The organism is Pseudomonas sp. YQ_6 (assembly GCF_043103245.1).
GTDB classification, from domain to species: domain Bacteria; phylum Pseudomonadota; class Gammaproteobacteria; order Pseudomonadales; family Pseudomonadaceae; genus Aquipseudomonas; species Aquipseudomonas alloputida.
Genome location: NZ_JBICJR010000002.1, coordinates 36921 through 58882 on the forward strand (window position 1 = coordinate 36921; position 21962 = coordinate 58882).

Here is a 21962-nt window from a genome sequence, read left to right on the forward strand (position 1 = left end):
CGCCTCTTGGTAGTCACGGTGGCGGCCAATTGATGGCCGCCAGTGGATAAGACTAGTCAAGAATCCAGAAGCTGCGATGACCTGGGTCAGTGGTGCGGCCCCGATCAGGCACGTGGCAGGTTACGCACCACATTCAGCGCCGCACTGCTCTGCGCCACAGGCATGATCTCGATGGTATTGATATTCACGTGCGCCGGCTGCTCGGCAACCCAGGCTACCGTTGCTGCGATGTCCTCCGGCAGAAGGGCCTCTACATCCCGATACAAAGCCTGCACGGCGTCCATGTCGCCATTGAGGCGCACCACCGAGAAGTCCGTGCCGGAGCACAGCCCCGGCTCGATGTTGCTCACCCGCACCCGGGTGCCAGCCAGGTCGGCACGCAGATTGAGGCTGAACTGGCGGACGAACGCCTTGCTGGCGCCATACACGTTACCGCCCGGGTAGGGGTAAGTGCCGGCGATCGAGCCGATGTTGATGATCATGCCGCTATCGGCTGCCACCATCTGCGGCAGGATCTTGTGGGTGACCATGGCCAGGCCGGTGATGTTGGTATCGATCATCTGCTGCCAGTTTGCGGCACTGCTGGTTTGGGCACGGTCCACGCCCAGCGCCAGCCCCGCGTTGTTGACCAGCAGATCGATCTGCAGCGACGCCTCACGCATCTGCTCGACCGCCTTCTCGAGCGATATTGAATCAGTGACATCCAGCGCCAGCGGAATGAAATTTACGCCCAGTTCGGCCTCCAGTGCTTTCAGTTTGTCCATGCGCCTGGCTCCACCGATCACACGGTAGCCTTTGCCGATCAGGGTGCAGCAGATGGCGCGGCCAAAGCCTGAGGAAGCACCGGTTACAAATGCGGTTTTCATTCGTTATCTCCTATCAATGGCTCAGGTCAGGTACTTCACGCCCAGGCTGGTGAACAGGCAGAGCATCGAGAACACCAACGCCTTGCGCACCACGTCGTTGCCTTTACGCAAGGCCAGGGAACTGCCCAGGTGGTTACCAAGGATGTTGCAGGCCACAAGTGGCAATGCCAGCAGGTAGACGACCTTGCCTGCGCTGACGAACGCCACCAAAGCACCGATGTTGGAAGCGAAGTTGAAGGTTTTGGAGTTGGCCGAACTGGAGACCAGGTCCATGCGCAGCAGGTAATGGAAAGCGATGATGAACATGCTGCCGGTACCGGGGCCGAAGAAGCCGTCGTAGAAGCCAATGGCCAGGCAAGTCAACGGCACTACCGTGTACAGCATTCGCGAAGACAGTTTGCGCTCCTCGACCGGACGATCCTTGGGGGTAAGGAAAATGAGAATGCCGAGGGGGATTAGTGCCAGGATGATCTTGCCCACCGTTTCCTGCGAGATCGACACGATCAGGTGAGCCCCCAGGTAGGCGCCTAATAGCGAAAACGGCACCCCGACCAACGCTACTTGCCAGACCATCCTGCTGTTGGCCAGGAAGTTGCGGATAGCCGCCAGCGTGCCGAGGGTACTGACCAGTTTTTCCTGACCCAGTGCCACCTGGGGCGGCATGCCAACCAGCAGAAAACCCGGCACCAGAAACAAACCACCACCACCGGCAATGCTATCGACGAAGCCCGCAACGAAGGCGATCGCGCCAAGTATGAGGACTGCCAGCAACCAGTGCTCCGCCCAGTAAGAGCCCAACATTTCCATAGCGATGTCCATCCAGTGGAGCGTTATGCCAGGCAAAGCCCGAGTGTGGCCGGCCTGATCGGTGCGATGATTGTAATTTCAAAAATTGAATCGATTCAATCTAAAATAAATTCAACTCAATTTCGCCAATTACCATCATTACCTGCATCCGAGCTTTCATGCTAGGCTTTCGCGCTCTTGCAAAGCCTGGTGCCATCTCCATGTGGGTCCCCCAATACAGCCATCAAACACAGCCGGTTTACCTGATGATCGCTGATGCCCTTGAACAGGACATCGAAAGTGGTCGGCTTGCAGAAGGCGATCGCTTACCCACGCTCAAGGACCTGGCCGAGGCGCTGAATGTAACCCCCGGCACTGTTGGCAGGGCCTACGACGAAGCAGCCAAGCGTGGTCTGGTGGCTGGCGAGGTAGGGCGGGGCACATTTGTCAGGCAACTGCGGCAGCCATTACCCGCCCCGTCGGTACCCACATCCGTTGCCGGCGAGAGTAACCAGATCGACCTCTCGATCATCAAGCCCAACGACGCTCACATGAGCGAGTGGCTAGGCACGGCTATCAGCGAACTGGCCTCCTCCTCGAACTTGGGGCAGGTACTCGACTATGTGACAGAGGGTGGTCACACCTCCCACAAACAAGCCGGTGCGACCTGGATACAGCGCTGGCTGCCTGATGCTCGCTGGCAGCAGGTAGTACTGACCGCTGGCGCCCAACATGGGCTGCTGGTGGCCATCAGCAGCCTGTCGAAGAGTGACGATGTGGTGCTGTGCGAGTCGCTCTGCTACCCGGGCATCATATCCCTGGCCCACAGCCTGGGCCGGCGCCTGCGCGGCGTCGCCATGGACGAACACGGGCTCATCCCGGAGGCATTGCGCGCGGCCTGCCTGGAACACCGCCCTTCCCTGCTGGTGTGCGTCACCACGCACCAGAACCCGACCAACTCGATCATGCCCCCAGCAAGGCGCCAGGCTATCGCCGAGATCGCCCGTGAGTTCGACCTGTTCATCGTAGATGACGATATCTATGGTTTTCTCGAGCCCAGCCCGGACTACAAGCCGCTTGCAGCGTATGCGCCTGAACGCTCGGTATACCTCACCAGCCTGTCCAAAAGCGTGCTGCCGGCGCTGCGCATCGGCTACCTGTACGCCCCGCCGCAAACCCTGTCGCGGTTATCATCGATGGTACGCAGCAGCGTGTGGATGCCATCGCCTCTGATGGCGCAATTGGCCAGTAACCTGATCAACAGCGGCAAGGCCGACCAGTTGGTGCGTATGCAGCAGCAGGAGGCGGCCGCGCGCCAGCACATGGCCCGGGAGATTCTTGGCCAATACAAGATCCGCAGTCAGCCCCACAGCTTCCATATCTGGCTGGAGCTGCCAGAACCGTGGACCAGCGACGAGTTTGCCAACCTGGCTCGTGACAACGGCGTAACGGTGGTCAGCGGCAGCCAGTTCCTGCCTGAACGCAGCCACGCCACCAGCGGTGTGCGCATCGCCCTGATGGCACCCAGCCGCCAGGCACTGGGCTTTGCCCTGACCAAGCTGGCAAGCCTGCTGGATTCGCCAGAGCCCCGGTTGTTCTACTGAAAGCGATGCCAGATACGCGGTGCTGCCCATAAAAAAACCCAGGGCAACTGCCCTGGGTTTCGTCTTGCTGAACGCCCTACCGCTCTGATCAGAACGGTTATGAACACCGAAAAGCCGAGCAGACCACCGAGTGAGTGAGTGAAAGCCCCGAAAAATCGCAGGCACCGCACGATTCAAGGCCTAAACCATAAAAATTGCCGTCCGTTTTTTCGTTAACTTTCCGCAAAATGGCTCCAGCGGTGGCTCAAAAACTAACAGAAATCCTACTCACAAATTCCAAACACCGGGCGCTTTCCAGGCGCAGGAAAACCGATGAACGGTAGTTTCGTCACCATTGTTTGACTGCCGATGGGGGTAGCAAGGCTCTGTTCAGAGCCCTGCCAGCTCACTCTCCAGGAGAGCCCGGAGACCTACCTTGCGGGAGAATGCCTTGGGCTGGAGAGTTATGGCCTCCTCTACCGCAGCCCTGTCACCAACAAAGATCACCTGAACCTGTGCTCTGGTAGCGGCTGTGTAGACGAAGGTTCTATCGAGGATGCGTGATTTACGCACCGGGATGATCACACGCCTGAACTGTGAGCCTTGGGCTTTATGAACCGTGATCGAGTACGCAAGCTCCAGCGAGTCGATGTCAGTGTCCAGAATGTAATGCGTCACCCCGTCGAACGTTGCCATTCCCAGAGCGATGCAGATACGGGACTTCTCATCATCCCCCAAATCCACGGAGCGTGGCTTGTCGAAGATCTCGTCGATCTGGCCCAGGGAGCCGTTCTGGAGGTTTCTACCCCAGTCGTTTGCGGTATACATCACCAGATCGCCAACGCACATGCCGATGGCTTCGACCTCACCGGTTTCAGGGTTCTCAGCCAGCAACGGTTGGCTGTGATCGGCATACCTCTGGTGGCATGTCCTGTTCAGTGCCGCCACGCCGGCAAAAGCGCACGACTTGGTGGCCGAAAGAATCTGAGTGTTCTCGCGATCCTGCTCATAGAGCCTGATCACTGTGGGGATGATCTGATCGTCCGGACATGGGAGAAACACAATGTCATCGCGTTCGTCTGAGCTGAAATCGGGACACCAGCCGTCGCGAATTTCACGAGACGCCAACGGGATAGCAGAGCCTTTAGCTTGGCGTTTGACCTCAATGAGCTCGGTGGTAGGAACGCCGGCCATACCGCACAGCACGTGCAGGATCAGCCCGGCCCCAATGGGTGGTAGCTGGTAGGGGTCACCCACCAATATCACCTGGCACCCTGCAGGAAGCTTCTGAACAAGCCGATAGAACGTGACGAGATCGAGCATCGACGCCTCATCGATCACGATGACCGGTGCCTGGCCCATGTCCTTTTCAGTCACCTTGCGCAAGAAGCCCGCGATAGTTCGCGCCTCTTCGCCCGTTGCTTCGATCATTCGGGCCGTGGCCCGGCCTGATAGAGCCATCTGAAACCTGGGCCTGCCAGTTGTATCCAGGGCTTTATAGAGAGCCTTGAGTACAGTGGTTTTGCCCACTCCAGCACCACCCGTAATGACGCTGAATCGGTTGGAGAACGATGTAGCAACCGCGCTACGTTGGGCGTGGTTCAGGCCGAAAGTAGGGAGGCCAAGATGAACACGCTCCGACACTTCGAAGCGAGTGATGACCTCGTTGATGTCCACGGGAAAAAGTTGCGGCTGTTGTGTTGGGTTCAGAATCAGATCGCGAACAAACTGAGCACAGCGGCGTTCCATGAGCCAAGATCCGGGCGCAAACAGCATGATGCCCAGATCACCAAGCTCTTTGCAGACGAACTGGCCCACTGCGGCGCCGGCGAACAATGCCTTGGACATCGCGGAAATTGGGGCTGCGTGCGGCTTGATCAGAGAGGCCACATTACTCTGCAGATCCGTCAACGAGCTGCAGGTGTGGCCTTTTTCTGAGGCCTGGTACAGAGACTCCTCCAATGCCGCCGTGAGGCGACGTGGATCGTCCACACTGACATCAAAGCTTTCCCTGGCGATCTTATCTACGACTGACCAAGCACCGGCGAAGCTAAGCAACCGATACGGGTCGTTCGTAAGTGCCGCGATGGTGTTTTTCTTGTGAAACCTAATTGCTTTGCGCGCTATGTCCAGCGGGATGCACTTGTCTTGTACGAACCGAAGGGTCTTGGCATCGCCGTCTTCCAACCAACGCTTGAACAAGCGCTCCCGGACTTCCTCGGTCGGAATGATCATGTTGATTGCAGTGTGGTCTGCACTATCAAGCGCATCGTAGAGCCGCTCACCTAAGGCATCCCACATCCGAGTAGCCTTGACCTCACCTATCCCCTGCACGTTATCGCCTAGCCACTGTATGACCTGTGAGCCGCTTGGCCGGACGAGGCGAACATCCTGAACGTCGACAGTCATCTCGTTAATCGCAAAGGCGCCATGGGTGCGCAGAACCGAGCAAACTTCGCCGTAGACCTCAAAAATCGCACCTACTGCGATATCAGAGAGCTTGGCAATCGCTTCCGGAACCCGGATGACGACCGGGCTAGACCGGTCATTGACGCCTCGAATAACGTCCATTCGATGGCCGAACGCAATGCAGCCCTTCCGGTTCGCAGAACGGATACTCGTAACCCGCACGCTGACATTGATCAAAGATGGAACGACGTCATTCATCGTGGCATCCGTCCCGTCTCTTCAAGAAACTCGCTGATCAGGGCATGGCGATCAAGCATCTGCTTTGCAGCTTGCAGTTCTGCTCGCAAAGCGGCGTTCTCTTGCTCCAAGGAGTTAAGCCGTTGACCGTCCTGTCGACGCTGTTTGGCCTCAGTGTCTCTGAGCGCCGGCTCCGGGCGCTGACCTACCGGCAAGGAAGCGACCAGGGGAGGTAATATTCCTGCTGCTCGAAGCTCGCCTTCGAGGTTCTCCAGGGCTGAGCGGATCGCTGGGTTTTGCGTAAGCGCGCTTTTCCCGAATCCGCACTCAGTCGCGATTTCGGAACGCTTCAGCTTGCCCCGATGCACGTACTCTCTGAAGTCGCCATCAGACTTTGATGTCGACCAAGCCAGAAAGGCGGCGAGGTTTTCTTCAGCGATTTGCTGACCGTTAGCCATTACGACTTGGCCTCCGAAGAGTCCCGATCAGCATATGGAAGCGGAGCGTCCAGTTTCTCAGCCGAAACGTTGAATTTATGGGCGTTGTACTGCCAGCGGATAAACCGCTCAAGCAACCGAGCGTTCTCATGCTCAAGCCGGGAGTTCTCGGCCTCAAGCCGACGAATTCGTTGCTCAGCAATCCGCAAGCTTGCCGGGGGCTTTACCTTTACATACCCCGACTTCTGTCTTTCCTTGTAGTGTTCGAAGGCGCTCCTGACCCTCTCCTGCAGAGCCAGCGTTTGCCGTGCCGGGCGTATCCCGATCAAAGGCTCAACAGCATCGCTAAGAGCGTCCCAGCTGAGCTTGCCCTCCCAGCTATCGATTAGTCCTACGACCAGATCTACATCTCTATCACTCAGGTGCCTGGCCATTACTTACATTCCCATCAGGGCGCGGATCTCATCTAGATCCGGCTCTTCTTTTTTTGGTGCAGGCAGGCTCGGTGCCGCCGAACGAGCTGCGATGGCACGCTTCAGGGGGCTGAACTCCTGGTCATTACTCAGACGGATAATTGTGCCGTCTGGGGTGTCTGTCGACTCAAGGATCTGGATCAGTTGATCAGCACGCTCCAGAGTCTTGATCTGATGCTGACTCCAGCGATCTGCCCCGTAGATGCCGTCTTCGTTCGCGGCCTGAGCTTTCGCGAGCTGGACACGGATCGCATCACGATGGCTCTTGAGGCGCTGAAGCTTGCCGTCATCACCCTTCACGCAGACTTGTTCTGTGCAGTTGAGGCAATCGCGGTGTTTTTGGCATGGCAGCATCGAATAGTCGTGCACGCAAAAGCCAAAAATGGTGATGTGAGCAATCCCCTCACCTACCGCATCAAGGTCTGCTAGCGTGACCGGAACGTTCTCTCGGATCTTAGTCAGCGCGACTCCGATTCCGGCCTCCCGAGCCATTTCGACATGCTCGTCGTCTGTCATGTGGTTATAGGTGGCGTTCTGATGAATGTTCGCCCGCCCCGACCATTTCGCAATATCCAACTGCCCCATGGCGCCGCGCTGAGCCAGAGTATTCAAGTAGTGACGAATCTGGTGTGACGACATCGAAATAGGACTTCCATCAGGATTCTTGTAGCCGTTGCGCTCCCAGATGCTGCGTTCCTGACCGTCAATGTAGTTTATGTCAGTTGTGAACGTACTCTTACCTGGGCTCCAGACAATGATCGGGCGAGGCGGCATATCCATTCGCAACTCGTTTTGACGGAAGCAGCACAGAGCGTCGGAATACTTGATGTGTCGCTCCTTATTCATCCACGGCCAGCCTTTAGGCAGCATGCTGTGCATGTAGCCATTGAGAAAACGTAGCGTCACGTAACCATGCTCCGCGTAAAAAACCGGAAACGGTTTGTATGACTTCATCCCAAGCTTGAGCCTGTGACGGGCAACACTTGGCGAGTCTCCCGGATCAAAACCTATCGCTAAGCATGCCTGCGCATCCGTCAACGCTTGATCTTCACCCACGTTTGGGCAGTTTTCGTGGCGATAGAACTCATCAGGGTTGGTTTCAAGCCACTTGGCGAGCTTGCGACCTGGCTCGGACATCTCAGTGAGGCGCCGCACGGCTTCTTCAGCCACTTGCTCCATCGGCGTAGGTAGCCATTTAATATCTGACTCATAGCCCTTACCAGCGTAGAACCTCAGCCCAAGACGCATCACACCTTCGCTGTCGAGTCCACGGTGCAAGCAGCTAACCGGAAGATCCTGTACCTCCGTGATCCTGGACGGTGCGCACATGCACAATGCAAAAATCGATGAAGTGAAGCGATCCCGTGCGCCAAGTAGATCATTACTGAAGATCTCTGCCATTGAGTCGAGCAGATACTCAGCTGGCATTTTTTCCTGCCGCCGTTGCTTGGCCACGGCATCTGTACGATGGATCTCCTTTGGCTTCTTGATCGGGTTTTTCCAAACAATAGGCGCCCGGACAATCCCGCTTTCATTCAGAAAATCGACGAGCCTCACTAGGCTGATGCCTGCCTGATAAGAAGTGGCGTCGTATGAACGCGCAACCTGAGCAGCTTCGTTAAGCACGCTGATGTCCGTCTGAGTTATATCCGCGCATCCCTTGATCTCCAGGAGCGCGGCCTCTATGCATCGGATAGCTTTGAACTCATTCTTCAGCTGGCTCGGGTTGTGGCCTTGCTGATACCGAACAAACGCTTTAGCGAAAGGGATGATCTCAGCATCCAGCAGTTGCTCCTGCGTATACCCGCGAGATGGGGCGTCCTTCTTTGTGAAATTCCCTACACCGGGCCATGCATTGCTATACCAATCGAGGTCATCACCAAACACAGTCAGCCGGTCACGGCACATGAGAATGAACTCATCCAAGTTTTCCCGACTGGTGAGCTGGGTTTTGGGTACAAAAAGAAAGACGTTAGACATCGGCAATATCGCTCTTCATTGCATTGCAGCGGGCTACGACATTGCTGACGGCAAGGATGAGTCGGTCATTAGCTGACGCGATCTTCAGGTCGCCAGTGATATCGCGGATGCTGTCGCGCTCACGAATCAGGTCATCCAGAACCAGCTCATGGGGGCCGTCCAGCCATGGCTGGAAGTGAGAGCAGGTGTAACAGGCAATCGGTGCAAGGGCGCCGCAGAAACCATAGCTGCCGCATGTGCCAACATTGCCGCCTGCGCTACATACTCGGCTGGAGCGATCCTTACCACGGTGTGCTTTCGACTCATCCCTGACAATCACCCCCTGGAAAGCTTGTGCGATAGGTGCCAGTTGCAGGGCCACAGCTTTGTCGATGCGTTTGACGATGTCAGGAATGTTCTTAACGTAAACGCCTGCGTTTTGGATGTCAGAGTGATCAAGCGCCTCAGCAATGATATATTCACCCCGACCTTCTCGGGCCAGGTTTGTACCCAATGTGTAGCGGAAGCGGTAGGCATTCAAACTTGGAACTGTGCCTGTTCGCTCGCTGACCATCCCGACAACTTCTCTAATGGACTTCATAGTCTCGTTAACTTCAAGCACTCTTGCGTGCAGAAAGTCGCCCTCCAACTGGGACTGCAAGTCCTCTGAGGCATTGTACCTATGGAAGGTGTGAAAAAGCGGCAGTTCACCTACAAGCCTGTCTTGAAGCGCCTTTCCAATTACCTTTTCAAAAGACGACTTGACAGCGCTTGCTTGAGTTTGAAGAAGAATCCACAGATCCTCAATAATTTCAAATTTCGAAAACGTACTGCGCCATTCGGCATATTTCTGCTTACCGCGAGGGAAGTTTATATAGTACTTCCCATTGACGAAAATCAGATCCTTGACTTTCAGCGAAACCAGTTGAACTGGCCGGCGACCAGTCATCGCCAGGATCATCGCATAACATGCATCCCGCAGTTCCAACTTGCCCGATGCGTAGCACTCCAAAACCCCAGAGACAATTCCATCCATCTCGATATCAGTGAACGGGCCACTCTCTGGACACATGGACTGTACTGCGTAGCCCTTTTCGTTACCCTTAATCCGCCACTTTTCAAGCATAGGCATGGTTCCGACGGGAATGCCCGGATAACCAAGACTGACCCACGTCCGAATAAAGGCACGGATTGGACTGAGCTGCCATTCATCCTTCTTACCTAAAGTGTCACGATAGGAAATTAGGGATTCTGGGCTGAACGGGTCGGAGCCCTGAGTAAGCTCCAAGTATTTTTTAAATCGGCCATAGGTACTAGCGGTATATTGAGCCGAACACGTCTCACCGTAGATAGCCAGTACCTGCCGAAAAGACCTGTTCAGATCATCACCTACCCAGTCGGATATGCCGAAGTTAATAGCATGATCTTTATTCAGCCGCCAATAATCAGAAAAGATAGAGACTTTGTAACCATCCTTGGAAAAGAATTCTTGGCGCTCGAATTGCGCAAGCACTTGATCTTTATCAGCGATCATCAGACGCTTTCCTCATGTATTTTTTCTGCATATCCATCACGGCTTGACCTGCAGCCTCTTTAACAAATTTCTTGTTATACGTTTTCGCTGTTCCCGAAGTCTCACTCCACCCCATGAGATAAGACCTCATTTTTTCTATTTTCTCCGGCGTCCATCCATTTTCTTCGCATCTCTTGGAGAAAACGTAGTTCCATTGGTGCCGGAGAGCATGAGCATGAAACCCAGTAAATTCATCGGCGAGGTTGGATATTGTTTCAATGAACTTACTAAAACCCGAGCCTGAGATAGGCCACCCCAGTGTCTTGCCTGGACGGTGGACAACAAAGAGATAGCCATGTTTACGAGCACCTGGGACACCACCACGGTACTTGGTTATGTAGCTATGGATTTTGTCCATTAACTCAGGTATCAGCGGAATCGTCCTTTCCCTAGTCTTAGTAAGCGGTTGGTAAGCTCTAGGGTCGCCCTCGGAGTCAGCCCGGCGCACGACTTTGACGGTGTATCTTGCGAAATCGAAGTCTTCCATCTTTAGGTTCAGCAGTTCACCGCGCCGCATGCCAGTTACGCGCAGGATGGTGAACATCAAGGCATTCCGATACTGCAGACCGATATCAGCTACAGGGTTCGACTCGTTACCTGGCGTTAGCATTTTTTCAATCGCATCAAGTACACCGTCTTCCAGACTGGCATCTGATCGATCTGCTTCGGTTTTGTCGCCGAATTTAGGACGGTTAGCCTTGATGCGAGCGACCATGGCAGAAATTTCCTTGGCACTGACCGCAGTCGTTGGGTGCAATCTGCCGGCGAGAAATCCGACATAGCCTGCAGTAACCGTCATGCGGTTGTACTGAGTATCTTTCGAAACCCTTTTCTGGCGACGATTGATGGCCACTACCGTTTCTTTTGTAGGCACCATGCTGTCCATGGGCTTCTGCATGAAATCCCGTAGCGAATGGATTTCATGGGCCTGAAGCAGCTCGCTTCGCTTGAAGCGCGACTCCAAATCGATGCCGTAGTATTCCTGCCACGCGTAAACCGATTTGATCGCCTGCAAGGCGCTATGGATGGTATTGATCGAAAGGGAGGCTCCACGCAATTCGGCAGTAGCGTAGAGCGCTGGGTAGTAAAGAGGCATGCCGGATTCATCGACCAAGATCGAGAACCTCTCTCCGAACTCCCCGTTAAACCGTCTGATCGCTAACTCCATGAACACCTCGAATTCCTAACGTAAATTCAAGGTAGGATTGTTGAGAAATCTCGTCAATAAAATTTTTACAGACCAAAAACGAAAAAACCCCCGCTATGCGGGGGTTTTGAGGAGAAACCTAACAAAAAGGTCTCTGGTGGGAATTAGAACGGAATATCGTCATCGAAGCTGTCGAAGTCAGCCGCCGGCTGCGGCGCAGGCTGTTGCGGCGCTGGGCGCTGAGGGGCCTGTTGCGGGCGCTGGGCCTGCTGGCGTGGCGGTGCCTGGTTGTACTGTTGCTGCTGGCCACCACCATAATTGCCGCCACCCTGGTTGTACGGGTCGCCGCCCTGCTGCTGGCCTTGCGGACGACCGCCGAGCAGCTGCATGGTGCCGTTGATATCGACGATGATCTCGGTGGTGTAGCGCTTGATGCCGTCTTTTTCCCACTCGCGGGTCTGCAGCTTGCCTTCGATGTAGCACTGCGAACCCTTGCGCAGGTATTCGCCAGCGATTTCGGCAACCTTGCCGAACAGCGACACACGGTGCCACTCGGTACGCTCGACCTTCTGGCCCGACTGCTTGTCAGTCCACTGCTCGCTGGTGGCCAGGCTCAGGTTGGTCACGGCGTTACCGTTGGGCAGGTAGCGGACTTCGGGATCCTGGCCACAGGTACCGACCAGAATGACTTTGTTAACCCCACGGGCCATAACGTTCTCCTAGGCTTCGCACGCCGAAGAGGCTGGATTCACCAGTCGCTCGAGGGTCGCACGGTCCAAAATTTTCGTATCCAGTTTGATATAGATGGCGGCTTCTTCTTCCACCACCACAGCGTCGGTCACACCCGGCACGGCCATCAGGCGCTCGGTCAGGCCGGCCTCCCGGACCGCCTCAGGCGTCAGGGGCATGCGCAGGCTGGTCACATATGGCGGCTCGTTCATGCGCAAGGCGACGATCAGCCAGATAGCACACAGCACCGCGCTACCGAGGAACACCGTGTTCAGCCCACCGTGCTGGAACAGCCAGCCGCCAAGAATCCCGCCTAACGCTGCACCGAGGAACTGGCTGGTGGAATACACCCCCATTGCCGTCCCCTTGCCACCGGCAGGCGACACCTTGCTCACCAGAGAAGGCAGCGAAGCCTCCAGCAGGTTGAATGCGGTAAAGAATACCACGGTGCCAATCACCAGTCCGCGCAAACCGTCAGCCCACTCCCAGAAGTATATCTCCGTCAGCAGCAGGACACTGACCGCGCCGGCCAACACACGTTTCATCTTGCGCTTTTTTTCGCCGTAGATGATGAACGGGACCATTGCAAAAAATGAGATGAACAGCGCGGTCAGGTACACCCACCAATGCTGCTCCTTGGGCAGGCCGCCACGCTCGACGAACGCCAGCGGCAGCGCAACGAAGCTGGCCATGAGGACGGCGTGCAGGATGAAAATGCTGACGTCCAGGCGCAGAAGGTCCGGATGGCGCAGGGTCGGGCCGATGGCCTGGCGCGCCACACCCGACTCGCGGTGCTGCAAAATACTGTGGGTGTTGGGCACGACAAACGCGATCAACAGCATGCCGACCAGGGCAAGCCCAGCCGTGACCAGGAACAAACCTGACAAACCAAAGGCACTTGTCAGCAATGGGCCGACGACCATGGCGACAGCAAACGAAAGGCCGATGCTCATGCCGATCATGGCCATGGCCTTGGTCCGGTGTTGTTCGCGGGTGAGGTCCGACAGCAGTGCCATGACCGCAGCAGAAATTGCCCCCGCGCCCTGCAGGATGCGCCCGGCAATCACGCCCCAGATAGAGTCGGCTTGGGCCGCCAGTACACTGCCCAGGGCGAAGATCACCAGCCCCAGATAAATCACCGGCCGACGACCGATGCGGTCGGAAATCATCCCGAACGGGATCTGCAATATCGCCTGGGTCAGGCCATAGGCACCAATGGCCAGGCCGATCAGGGCAGGCGTGGCGCCAGCCAGGTCCATGCCGTAGGTGGCCAGTACCGGCAAGACCATGAACATGCCCAGCATACGAAAGGCAAAGACCAGGGCAAGGCCGCCAGCGGCGCGGGTTTCGCCGCTACTCATACGCTCGTTGTGGGTGTCGTGCATGGATTAACCTCGTGTGAACCGGCGGCGATTCTATCAGTCCGACAGCTTGACGGCATCAACGCGACGCTTTGCCGCGTCATACTGGCGCGCCGTATACTTCCTTGTTTATGCCCGCCAAGCGAGGCCGCAGTGGACAAGATCCTTATTCGTGGGGCACGTACCCACAACCTGAAGAACATCGACCTGACCCTGCCCCGGGACAAGTTGATCGTGATCACCGGCTTGTCCGGTTCCGGCAAGTCGTCCCTGGCGTTCGATACCTTGTACGCCGAAGGCCAGCGCCGCTACGTGGAATCGCTGTCGGCCTACGCCCGGCAGTTCCTGTCGATGATGGAAAAGCCCGACGTCGACACCATCGAAGGCCTGTCGCCAGCGATTTCGATCGAGCAGAAGTCGACCTCGCACAACCCGCGCTCCACGGTCGGCACCATTACCGAAATCTACGATTATCTGCGCCTGCTATACGCCCGCGTCGGTACTCCACGCTGCCCGGACCACGATATCCCGCTGGAGGCGCAAACGATCAGCCAGATGGTCGACCTGGTGCTGGAGCGCCCGGAAGGCAGCAAGCTGATGCTGCTTGCGCCGGTAGTGCGCGAGCGCAAGGGCGAGCACCTGGCGGTGTTTGACGAGCTTCGCGCCCAGGGCTTCGTGCGGGCCAGGGTCAACGGCAAGCTCTACGAGCTTGATGAGTTGCCCAAGCTGGACAAGCAGAAGAAGCACAGCATCGATGTGGTGGTGGACCGATTCAAAGTCCGCGCCGACCTGCAACAGCGCCTGGCCGAATCGTTCGAAACCGCGTTGAAGCTGGCCGATGGTATTGCCCTGGTGGCACCGATGGACGACGAACAAGGCGAAGAGACGATCTTCTCCGCGCGCTTCGCCTGTCCGGTGTGCGGCCACGCGATCAGCGAGCTGGAACCGAAGCTGTTTTCCTTCAACAACCCGGCTGGCGCCTGCCCGACCTGCGACGGCCTGGGGGTCAAGCAGTTCTTCGACACCAAACGCCTGGTCAACACCGAACTGACCTTGGCCGAAGGCGCGATCCGCGGCTGGGACCGGCGTAACGTGTACTACTTCCAGATGCTCGGTTCGTTGGCTGCGCACTACGGCTTCAGCCTGGAGGAGCCTTTCGGCGAGCTGTCAGCCGAACACCAGAAAGTGATCCTGCAGGGCAGCGGCAAGCAGAGTGTCGATTTCAAGTACCTCAACGACCGAGGCGACATCGTCAAGCGATCGCACCCGTTCGAAGGCATTGTGCCAAACCTTGAGCGTCGCTACCGCGAAACCGAATCGGCCACCGTGCGTGAAGAACTGGCCAAATTCCTTGGCACGCAACCGTGCCCGGATTGCCGGGGTACGCGCCTGCGCCGCGAGGCGCGCCATGTGTGGGTGGGCGAGAAGACCCTGCCGGCTGTAACCAATATGCCGATCGGTGAAGCCAGCAACTACTTTGGTCAACTGACCCTTACTGGCCGACGTGGCGAAATCGCGGCAAAAATCCTCAAGGAAATCTGCGAACGACTTCAGTTTCTGGTCAATGTCGGCCTCGACTACCTGACCCTGGATCGTAGCGCCGACACCCTGTCCGGTGGCGAAGCGCAACGTATCCGACTCGCCAGCCAGATCGGTGCCGGTCTGGTGGGGGTGATGTACATCCTCGATGAACCGTCCATCGGCCTTCATCAACGCGACAACGACCGCCTGTTGGCCACACTTAACCATTTGCGCGACCTGGGCAACACGGTGATCGTGGTGGAACACGACGAGGACGCCATTCGGCTGGCCGACTACGTGGTCGATATCGGCCCGGGCGCCGGTGTTCACGGTGGGCAGATCGTCGCCGAGGGCTCGCCCCAGGAGGTCATGGACCATCCCGATTCGCTGACTGGCAAGTACCTGTCCGGGCGCAAGAAGATCGTCGTGCCGGCCAAGCGCACACCGCGCAACAAGAAGCTGCAGCTCAAGCTCAAGGGCGCACGTGGCAACAACCTGCAGAACGTCGACCTGGAAGTACCGATCGGCCTGCTGACCTGCGTGACCGGTGTATCCGGCTCGGGTAAATCGACGCTGATCAACAATACCCTTTACCCCTTGGCCGCCACCGCCCTCAATGGCGCAAGCAGCCTGGAAGCCGCACCGCACAGCAGCATGGACGGCCTGCAGCACCTGGACAAGGTGGTGGATATCGACCAGAGCCCGATCGGCCGCACGCCGCGCTCCAACCCGGCCACCTACACCGGCATCTTCACGCCGATCCGCGAGCTGTTCTCCGGTGTACCGGAGTCACGCTCGCGTGGTTATGGCCCGGGGCGTTTCTCGTTCAACGTCAAGGGTGGCCGTTGCGAGGCCTGCCAGGGCGATGGCCTGATCAAGGTGGAAATGCACTTCCTGCCGGACATCTACGTGCCGTGTGACGTGTGCAAGAGCAAGCGCTACAACCGAGAAACCCTGGAGATCAAGTACAAGGGCAAGAACATCCACGAGGTGCTGGAAATGACCATCGAGGATGCCCGCGAGTTCTTCGATGCAGTGCCGGCGCTGGCGCGCAAGCTGCAAACATTGATGGATGTGGGCCTGTCGTACATCAAACTGGGGCAATCAGCGACCACGTTGTCCGGCGGTGAGGCGCAGCGGGTAAAGCTGTCGCGCGAACTGTCCAAGCGCGATACCGGCAAGACCTTGTACATCCTCGACGAACCTACCACCGGCCTGCACTTTGCCGATATCCAGCAACTGCTGGACGTGTTGCATCGCCTGCGCGACCACGGCAATACCGTGGTGGTGATCGAGCATAACCTGGATGTGATCAAGACCGCCGACTGGCTGGTTGATCTGGGGCCTGAGGGCGGCTCCAAGGGTGGGCAGATCATTGCCTGCGGTACACCAGAAGAGCTGAGCGAGATGAAGCAGTCATATACCGGCCATTACCTGAAACCATTGCTGGAGCGGGATAGGGCCTGAGTATTGCCAGCGCAATGAAAAAGCCCCTGGTACCGATGGTGCCAGGGGCTTTTACTTGAGTCTGTGGATAACTTACATCTGCGACTGCAGGTAGTTTTCCAGCCCGATGGCCTTGATCAGGCCCTGCTGCTTCTCAAGCCAGTAGGTGTGATCTTCTTCGGTGTCGGCCAGCTGCGCACGCAGGATGTCACGACTGACGTAGTCCTTGTGCAATTCGCACAGCTCGATGCCTTTGCAAAGCGCACCGCGCACCTTGTATTCGAGCTTGAGGTCCGCCTCGATCATTTCCGGCACGGTGCTGCCGACCTCCAGGTCATCCGCTCGCATGTCAGGGGTCCCTTCGAGCATGAGGATACGGCGCATCAGGGCATCGGCGTGTTGCGTCTCTTCCTCCATCTCGTGGTTGATGCGCTCGTAGAGCTTGGACAGGCCCCAGTCTTCGTACATGCGCGAATGAATGAAGTACTGGTCGCGTGCCGCCAGTTCGCCCTTCAGCAGCGTGACGAGATAGTTGATTACATCCGGGTGGCCTTGCATCGCCCTGATTCTCCATGTGAAAACGTCTATGCCACATAGTGTGAACCAGCTTTTGTCTATGGTCACTGAAAAACGCGCAATTAGACGCAAAAAATCGGTTAAACAGTAGTGATATTCATTGAAAAACCGCCCAAATGAGGGCGGTTCTTCTTATCACTTCGACTTAGGCGAGATTGATGCCCAAAGCCTTGGCAATTCCTTCGCCGTAGGCCGGATCCGCCTTGAAAAAGTACTGTAACTGACGCTGGATCACGTCTTCGCTGACGCCCGCCATGGTACCGGCGATGTTGCTGATCAGCAGGGCCTTCTGCTCATCGTTCATCAAACGGAACAAAGCGCCGGCATGGCTGAAGTAGTCGGTGTCCTCGCGGTGATCGTAGCGATCAGCCGAACCATTCATGGCCAATGCTGGCTCAGCATGACGTGGCGACTGTTTCGGGGCATCGCTGTAGCTGTTTGGCTCGTAGTTCGGTGCACTACCGTAACTGCCGGTGGCCATCGAGCCGTCACGCTGGTAGCTGTTCACCGGGCAGCGTGGCGCGTTGACTGGCAATTGCTGGTGGTTGGTACCCACGCGATAGCGGTGCGCGTCGGCGTAGGCGAATACACGGCCTTGCAGCATGCGGTCCGGCGAAAGACCGACGCCGGGCACCATATTGCTCGGCCCGAACGCGGCCTGCTCGACCTCCGCAAAATAGTTGAGCGGGTTACGGTTGAGCTCCAGTACACCCACCTCGATGAGCGGATAATCCTTCTGCGACCAGGTCTTGGTCACGTCGAATGGGTTCTCATCGCGGCTGGCAGCCTCGGCTTCGCTCATCACCTGAATGCAGACAGTCCAGCGCGGGTAGTCGCCACGCTCGATGGCCTCGAAGAGGTCGCGCTGAGCGTAGTCCGGGTCGGTACCTGCCAGGCGTGCAGCGTCTGCCGGGGTGAGGTTCTTGATGCCTTGTTGGGTCTTGAAGTGCCACTTGACCCAAGTGCGCTCACCCTTTGCATTGATCAGGCTGTAGGTGTGGCTGCCAAAGCCATGCATGTGACGGTAGCCGTCCGGAATGCCACGGTCGGAAAACAGGATGGTGACCTGATGCAGCGCTTCTGGGGAGTGCGACCAGAAGTCCCACATCATCTGAGCATTCTTCAGGTTGGACTGCGGGTGGCGCTTCTGGGTGTGGATAAAGTCCGGGAACTTCAGTGGATCACGAATGAAGAACACTGGCGTGTTGTTACCGACGATGTCCCAGTTACCTTCTTCGGTGTAGAACTTCACCGCGAAGCCACGCGGGTCACGCTCGGTATCTGCAGAGCCGCGCTCGCCACCAACGGTGGAGAACCGTAAGAAAGTCTCGGTTTGTTTACCGACCTCTTCGAACAGCTTGGCGCTGGTATAGCCGGTGATATCGTGAGTAACGGTAAAGGTACCGTAGGCGCCCGAGCCTTTGGCATGGACGCGGCGCTCAGGAATGTTCTCGCGGTTGAAATGGGCGAGCTTCTCGATCAGGTGGAAGTCGTCGAGCAGCAGCGGACCGCGCGGGCCGGCGGAGCGGGAGTTCTGGTTGTCGGCTACAGGTGCACCGCTAGCGGTGGTGAGAATCTTGCTCATGGGCTCTCCTTTTCGTTCTTCAAGGGCCGGCTAATCGGCTGTAGAAAGAGTATTGACGAGCAAGATTACAGGGACAAATTCATTACATGACTTACATCAATAGAGATAAACAATAGATGTACAAACAAAAAACCGGGCACTAGGCCCGGTTTTCTGTAGCAGACAGAACGTCTTACTCAGCAGCTTCTACAGCACCGCCGACCGGACGATCAACCAGCTCGACGTACGCCATAGGCGCGTTGTCGCCAGCGCGGAAACCGCACTTCAGGATGCGCAGGTAGCCGCCCTGACGGGTGGCGTAACGCTTGCCCAGGTCGTTGAACAGTTTGCCAACAGCGGACTTCGAACGGGTACGGTCGAAGGCCAGACGACGGTTAGCAACGCTGTCTTCCTTGGCCAGGGTGATCAGCGGCTCGGCAACGCGGCGCAGTTCCTTGGCTTTCGGCAGGGTGGTTTTGATCAGCTCGTGCTCGATCAGCGACACTGCCATGTTCTGGAACATAGCCTTGCGGTGAGAGCTGGTACGGCTCAGGTGACGTCCACTTTTACGATGACGCATGATTCATTCCTTACCAAACACTACGTTCGGTGATTACGACGATCAGGCGGTCGCCTTGTCGTCTTTCTTAAGACTTGCAGGCGGCCAGTTGTCGAGGCGCATGCCGAGAGACAGACCACGAGAGGCCAGAACGTCCTTGATTTCAGTCAGGGACTTCTTACCCAGGTTAGGAGTCTTCAACAGCTCTACTTCGGTACGCTGAATCAGGTCGCCGATGTAGTAGATGTTCTCCGCCTTGAGGCAGTTGGCCGAACGTACAGTCAGTTCCAGGTCGTCAACCGGACGCAGCAGGATCGGATCGATCTCGTCTTCCTGCTCGACTACGACAGGCTCGCTGTCACCTTTGAGGTCGACGAACGCAGCCAACTGCTGTTGCAGAATGGTCGCAGCGCGGCGGATAGCCTCTTCAGGATCCAGGGTGCCGTTGGTTTCCAGATCAATGACCAGTTTGTCCAGGTTGGTACGCTGTTCAACACGGGCGTTCTCGACCACATAGGCGATACGACGCACCGGGCTGAAGGAGGCGTCCAACTGCAGACGGCCAATGCTACGGCTTTCGTCTTCGTCGGTTTGACGGGAGTCGGCCGGCTCGTAACCACGACCACGAGCTACAGTGAGCTTCATGTTCAGAGCGCCGTTCGACGCCAGGTTCGCGATTACGTGATCGGGGTTGACGATCTCGACATCGTGATCCAGCTGAATATCGGCAGCGGTAACCACCCCCGAACCCTTTTTCGACAAGGTCAGCGTAACTTCGTCACGACCATGCAGTTTGATAGCGAGACCTTTCAGGTTCAACAGGATTTCAATTACGTCTTCCTGAACACCTTCGATCGCGGAGTACTCATGGAGTACGCCATCGATCTCGGCCTCGACTACTGCACAGCCAGGCATGGAGGACAACAGGATGCGGCGCAGCGCGTTGCCCAGGGTATGGCCGAAACCACGCTCGAGAGGCTCGAGCGTAATTTTGGCGCGGGTCGGACTGACTACCTGCACATCAATGTGGCGGGGAGTCAGGAACTCATTTACCGAAATCTGCATGGATGCACCTATTTTCTAGCCCTTACTTGGAGTAGAGCTCGACAATCAGGTTTTCGTTGATGTCGGCAGACAGGTCGCTGCGAGCAGGAACGTTCTTGAAAACGCCCGACTTTTTAGCAGCATCCACGTCAACCCACTCAACGCGGCCACGCTGGGCGCACAGTTCAAGGGCTTGAACAATGCGCAACTGGCCCAGCGATTTCTCGCGGACTGCGACCACGTCACCCGGACGAACTTGGTAGGATGGAATGTTTACAGTCTTACCGTTGACGCTGATCGCTTTGTGCGAAACCAGCTGACGGGACTCGGAACGAGTCGAGCCGAAGCCCATACGGTAAACGACGTTATCCAGACGGCACTCGAGCAGTTGCAGCAGGTTTTCACCGGTTGCGCCTTTTTTAGAGGCAGCAGCTTGGTAGTAACCGCGGAACTGACGCTCCAGAACACCGTAGATACGACGGACTTTTTGTTTCTCACGCAGCTGGGTGCCGTAGTCGGACTGACGGCCACGGCGCTGGCCGTGGATACCTGGGGCTGCTTCGATATTGCACTTCGATTCCAGAGCGCGAACGCCGCTCTTCAGGAAAAGATCAGTGCCTTCACGACGAGACAGTTTGCATTTTGGACCAATGTAACGTGCCATTCTTCTGTCTCCTGATTACACGCGACGCTTCTTCGGCGGACGGCACCCGTTGTGCGGGATTGGCGTCACGTCGGTGATGCTGGCGATCTTGTAGCCGCAGCTGTTCAATGCACGAACGGCGGACTCACGACCTGGACCTGGCCCCTTGACGTTAACGTCGAGGTTCTTCAGACCGTATTCCAGCGCAGCTTGACCAGCACGCTCAGCAGCGATCTGAGCTGCGAACGGGGTGGATTTGCGCGAACCACGGAAACCCGAACCACCGGAGGTCGCCCAGGACAAAGCATTGCCCTGACGGTCGGTGATGGTCACGATGGTGTTGTTGAAAGAAGCATGGATGTGGGCGATGCCATCAACCACTGTCTTTTTGACTTTCTTACGAGGACGAGCAGCAGGTTTTGCCATGTCTATATTCCTGGGCGATTACTTGCGGATCGGCTTACGCGGGCCCTTACGGGTGCGTGCGTTGGTCTTGGTGCGCTGACCGCGAACCGGCAGACCTTTACGATGACGCAGGCCGCGGTAGCAACCCAGGTCCATCAAGCGCTTGATCTTCATGTTGATGTCACGACGCAGGTCACCTTCGGTGGTGAACTTCGCGACTTCGCCACGCAGGGTTTCGATTTGCTCGTCGCTCAGATCCTTGATCTTAGCGGCTGGGTTTACACCAGCGTCTGCACAAATCTTCTGTGCAGTTGTGCGACCGACACCATAGATGTAGGTCAGCGAGATAACAGTATGCTTGTTATCTGGAATGTTGACGCCTGCAATACGGGCCATTCAGTGGGACTCCAATTGACAGCTACCTACGCCCCGGAAGCCAAGAAATAGGGCGCGAGATAATATCGCTGTAGAAACGAATAATCAACCCAGCAGCACACTAGCTGCTGGGTTTGAAGCGCAGATCACACTCAGCCTTGGCGCTGTTTGTGACGCGGTTCCGCGCTGCAGATCACTCGTACGACGCCTTCGCGACGGATGATCTTGCAGTTACGGCACAGCTTTTTCACCGATGCACGAACTTTCAT

General features: G+C 56.8%; 20 protein-coding genes. 2 read left to right on the top strand and 18 right to left on the bottom strand.

Annotated elements, in window-relative coordinates; all coding sequences use genetic code 11:
* Window positions 1–104 precede the first annotated feature (104 nt).
* Both ACF8FG_RS00210 and ACF8FG_RS00215 read right to left on the bottom strand, forming a co-directional pair.
* A complete protein-coding gene (locus ACF8FG_RS00210; RefSeq protein ID WP_019439165.1) occupies window positions 105–866 on the bottom strand; it encodes an SDR family NAD(P)-dependent oxidoreductase in 762 nt (253 codons plus the stop codon).
* A gap of 21 nt (window positions 867–887) precedes the next feature.
* Window positions 888–1673 carry a TSUP family transporter gene (locus ACF8FG_RS00215; RefSeq protein ID WP_019439164.1) on the bottom strand — a complete coding sequence of 262 codons (786 nt, stop codon included), beginning with the start codon at window positions 1671–1673 and terminating at the stop codon, window positions 888–890.
* Between the two features lie 200 nt (window positions 1674–1873).
* Here ACF8FG_RS00215 and ACF8FG_RS00220 point away from each other — a divergent pair, with 200 nt between their 5' ends.
* Window positions 1874–3256, top strand: a complete 1383-nt coding sequence (locus ACF8FG_RS00220) for a PLP-dependent aminotransferase family protein (protein ID WP_019439163.1) — start codon at window positions 1874–1876, stop codon at window positions 3254–3256.
* Window positions 3257–3625: 369 nt separating this feature from the next.
* Here the strand turns inward: ACF8FG_RS00220 and ACF8FG_RS00225 are convergent, their stop codons facing one another.
* The 8 genes from ACF8FG_RS00225 to ACF8FG_RS00260 all read right to left on the bottom strand — a co-directional run bounded on the left by ACF8FG_RS00225 (window position 3626) and on the right by ACF8FG_RS00260 (window position 13584).
* The gene (locus ACF8FG_RS00225; protein ID WP_392518582.1) at window positions 3626–5902 is read right to left on the bottom strand and encodes an ATP-dependent RecD-like DNA helicase; all 2277 of its coding nucleotides are present in this window, start codon (window positions 5900–5902) and stop codon (window positions 3626–3628) included.
* Window positions 5899–6339 carry a VPA1267 family protein gene (locus ACF8FG_RS00230; RefSeq protein WP_392518583.1) on the bottom strand — a complete coding sequence of 147 codons (441 nt, stop codon included), beginning with the start codon at window positions 6337–6339 and terminating at the stop codon, window positions 5899–5901. The genes ACF8FG_RS00225 and ACF8FG_RS00230 overlap by 4 nt, the downstream gene beginning before the upstream one ends.
* Window positions 6339–6752, bottom strand: a complete 414-nt coding sequence (locus tag ACF8FG_RS00235) for a hypothetical protein (protein ID WP_392518584.1) — start codon at window positions 6750–6752, stop codon at window positions 6339–6341. Before ACF8FG_RS00235 ends, ACF8FG_RS00230 begins: the two co-directional genes overlap by 1 nt.
* Window positions 6753–6755: 3 nt before the next feature.
* Window positions 6756–8771 carry an integrase gene (locus ACF8FG_RS00240; protein WP_392518585.1) on the bottom strand — a complete coding sequence of 672 codons (2016 nt, stop codon included), beginning with the start codon at window positions 8769–8771 and terminating at the stop codon, window positions 6756–6758.
* Window positions 8764–10284: a site-specific integrase gene (locus ACF8FG_RS00245; protein WP_392518586.1), complete on the bottom strand. Its 1521-nt coding sequence runs from the start codon at window positions 10282–10284 to the stop codon at window positions 8764–8766. The genes ACF8FG_RS00240 and ACF8FG_RS00245 overlap by 8 nt, the downstream gene beginning before the upstream one ends.
* Complete coding sequence (locus ACF8FG_RS00250) at window positions 10274–11491, bottom strand: site-specific integrase (RefSeq protein ID WP_392518587.1); 1218 nt, start codon at window positions 11489–11491, stop codon at window positions 10274–10276. Before ACF8FG_RS00250 ends, ACF8FG_RS00245 begins: the two co-directional genes overlap by 11 nt.
* A gap of 143 nt (window positions 11492–11634) precedes the next feature.
* Window positions 11635–12180, bottom strand: a complete 546-nt coding sequence (locus ACF8FG_RS00255) for a single-stranded DNA-binding protein (protein WP_003255446.1) — start codon at window positions 12178–12180, stop codon at window positions 11635–11637.
* Window positions 12181–12189: 9 nt separating this feature from the next.
* On the bottom strand, window positions 12190–13584 hold the full coding sequence (locus ACF8FG_RS00260) for an MFS transporter (RefSeq protein WP_119714200.1): 1395 nt from the start codon (window positions 13582–13584) through the stop codon (window positions 12190–12192).
* A 129-nt stretch (window positions 13585–13713) separates the two neighbouring features.
* On the opposite strand from ACF8FG_RS00260, the gene uvrA reads away from it, so the two are divergent.
* Window positions 13714–16548 (top strand): excinuclease ABC subunit UvrA, encoded by a 2835-nt coding sequence (gene uvrA, locus ACF8FG_RS00265; RefSeq protein WP_014589478.1) that lies wholly within the window; start codon window positions 13714–13716, stop codon window positions 16546–16548.
* A gap of 72 nt (window positions 16549–16620) precedes the next feature.
* Here the strand turns inward: uvrA and bfr are convergent, their stop codons facing one another.
* The 8 genes from bfr to rpmJ form a co-directional block, all read right to left on the bottom strand.
* On the bottom strand, window positions 16621–17085 hold the full coding sequence (gene bfr / locus ACF8FG_RS00270; RefSeq protein ID WP_003255449.1) for a bacterioferritin: 465 nt from the start codon (window positions 17083–17085) through the stop codon (window positions 16621–16623).
* A gap of 163 nt (window positions 17086–17248) precedes the next feature.
* On the bottom strand, window positions 17249–18688 hold the full coding sequence (locus ACF8FG_RS00275) for a catalase (protein WP_010951777.1): 1440 nt from the start codon (window positions 18686–18688) through the stop codon (window positions 17249–17251).
* Between the two features lie 172 nt (window positions 18689–18860).
* Complete coding sequence (rplQ, locus tag ACF8FG_RS00280; protein WP_003255451.1) at window positions 18861–19247, bottom strand: 50S ribosomal protein L17; 387 nt, start codon at window positions 19245–19247, stop codon at window positions 18861–18863.
* Window positions 19248–19289: 42 nt separating this feature from the next.
* A complete protein-coding gene (locus ACF8FG_RS00285) occupies window positions 19290–20291 on the bottom strand; it encodes a DNA-directed RNA polymerase subunit alpha (protein WP_003255452.1) in 1002 nt (333 codons plus the stop codon).
* 22 nt (window positions 20292–20313) lie between these two features.
* Window positions 20314–20934 carry a 30S ribosomal protein S4 gene (rpsD, locus tag ACF8FG_RS00290; RefSeq protein WP_003255453.1) on the bottom strand — a complete coding sequence of 207 codons (621 nt, stop codon included), beginning with the start codon at window positions 20932–20934 and terminating at the stop codon, window positions 20314–20316.
* Window positions 20935–20949: 15 nt separating this feature from the next.
* The gene (gene rpsK / locus ACF8FG_RS00295; protein WP_003255454.1) at window positions 20950–21339 is read right to left on the bottom strand and encodes a 30S ribosomal protein S11; all 390 of its coding nucleotides are present in this window, start codon (window positions 21337–21339) and stop codon (window positions 20950–20952) included.
* Window positions 21340–21357: 18 nt separating this feature from the next.
* Entirely contained in the window at window positions 21358–21714 is a 357-nt protein-coding gene (rpsM, locus tag ACF8FG_RS00300; protein ID WP_003255457.1) for a 30S ribosomal protein S13, read from the bottom strand.
* A gap of 131 nt (window positions 21715–21845) precedes the next feature.
* Window positions 21846–21962 carry a 50S ribosomal protein L36 gene (gene rpmJ / locus ACF8FG_RS00305; RefSeq protein ID WP_002555468.1) on the bottom strand — a complete coding sequence of 39 codons (117 nt, stop codon included), beginning with the start codon at window positions 21960–21962 and terminating at the stop codon, window positions 21846–21848.

Bases quoted from the DNA above. Each gene is read 5' to 3' on its own strand.
- ACF8FG_RS00210 (WP_019439165.1), bottom strand. From the start codon at position 866: ATGAAAACCGCATTTGTAACCGGTGCTTCCTCAGGCTTTGGCCGCGCC.
- ACF8FG_RS00215 (WP_019439164.1), bottom strand. From the start codon at position 1,673: ATGGAAATGTTGGGCTCTTACTGGGCGGAGCACTGGTTGCTGGCAGTC.
- ACF8FG_RS00220 (WP_019439163.1), top strand. From the start codon at position 1,874: ATGTGGGTCCCCCAATACAGCCATCAAACACAGCCGGTTTACCTGATG.
- ACF8FG_RS00225 (WP_392518582.1), bottom strand. From the start codon at position 5,902: ATGAATGACGTCGTTCCATCTTTGATCAATGTCAGCGTGCGGGTTACG.
- ACF8FG_RS00230 (WP_392518583.1), bottom strand. From the start codon at position 6,339: ATGGCTAACGGTCAGCAAATCGCTGAAGAAAACCTCGCCGCCTTTCTG.
- ACF8FG_RS00235 (WP_392518584.1), bottom strand. From the start codon at position 6,752: ATGGCCAGGCACCTGAGTGATAGAGATGTAGATCTGGTCGTAGGACTA.
- ACF8FG_RS00240 (WP_392518585.1), bottom strand. From the start codon at position 8,771: ATGTCTAACGTCTTTCTTTTTGTACCCAAAACCCAGCTCACCAGTCGG.
- ACF8FG_RS00245 (WP_392518586.1), bottom strand. From the start codon at position 10,284: ATGATCGCTGATAAAGATCAAGTGCTTGCGCAATTCGAGCGCCAAGAA.
- ACF8FG_RS00250 (WP_392518587.1), bottom strand. From the start codon at position 11,491: ATGGAGTTAGCGATCAGACGGTTTAACGGGGAGTTCGGAGAGAGGTTC.
- ACF8FG_RS00255 (WP_003255446.1), bottom strand. From the start codon at position 12,180: ATGGCCCGTGGGGTTAACAAAGTCATTCTGGTCGGTACCTGTGGCCAG.
- ACF8FG_RS00260 (WP_119714200.1), bottom strand. From the start codon at position 13,584: ATGCACGACACCCACAACGAGCGTATGAGTAGCGGCGAAACCCGCGCC.
- bfr (WP_003255449.1), bottom strand. From the start codon at position 17,085: ATGCAAGGCCACCCGGATGTAATCAACTATCTCGTCACGCTGCTGAAG.
- ACF8FG_RS00275 (WP_010951777.1), bottom strand. From the start codon at position 18,688: ATGAGCAAGATTCTCACCACCGCTAGCGGTGCACCTGTAGCCGACAAC.
- rplQ (WP_003255451.1), bottom strand. From the start codon at position 19,247: ATGCGTCATCGTAAAAGTGGACGTCACCTGAGCCGTACCAGCTCTCAC.
- ACF8FG_RS00285 (WP_003255452.1), bottom strand. From the start codon at position 20,291: ATGCAGATTTCGGTAAATGAGTTCCTGACTCCCCGCCACATTGATGTG.
- rpsD (WP_003255453.1), bottom strand. From the start codon at position 20,934: ATGGCACGTTACATTGGTCCAAAATGCAAACTGTCTCGTCGTGAAGGC.
- rpsK (WP_003255454.1), bottom strand. From the start codon at position 21,339: ATGGCAAAACCTGCTGCTCGTCCTCGTAAGAAAGTCAAAAAGACAGTG.
- rpsM (WP_003255457.1), bottom strand. From the start codon at position 21,714: ATGGCCCGTATTGCAGGCGTCAACATTCCAGATAACAAGCATACTGTT.
- rpmJ (WP_002555468.1), bottom strand. From the start codon at position 21,962: ATGAAAGTTCGTGCATCGGTGAAAAAGCTGTGCCGTAACTGCAAGATC.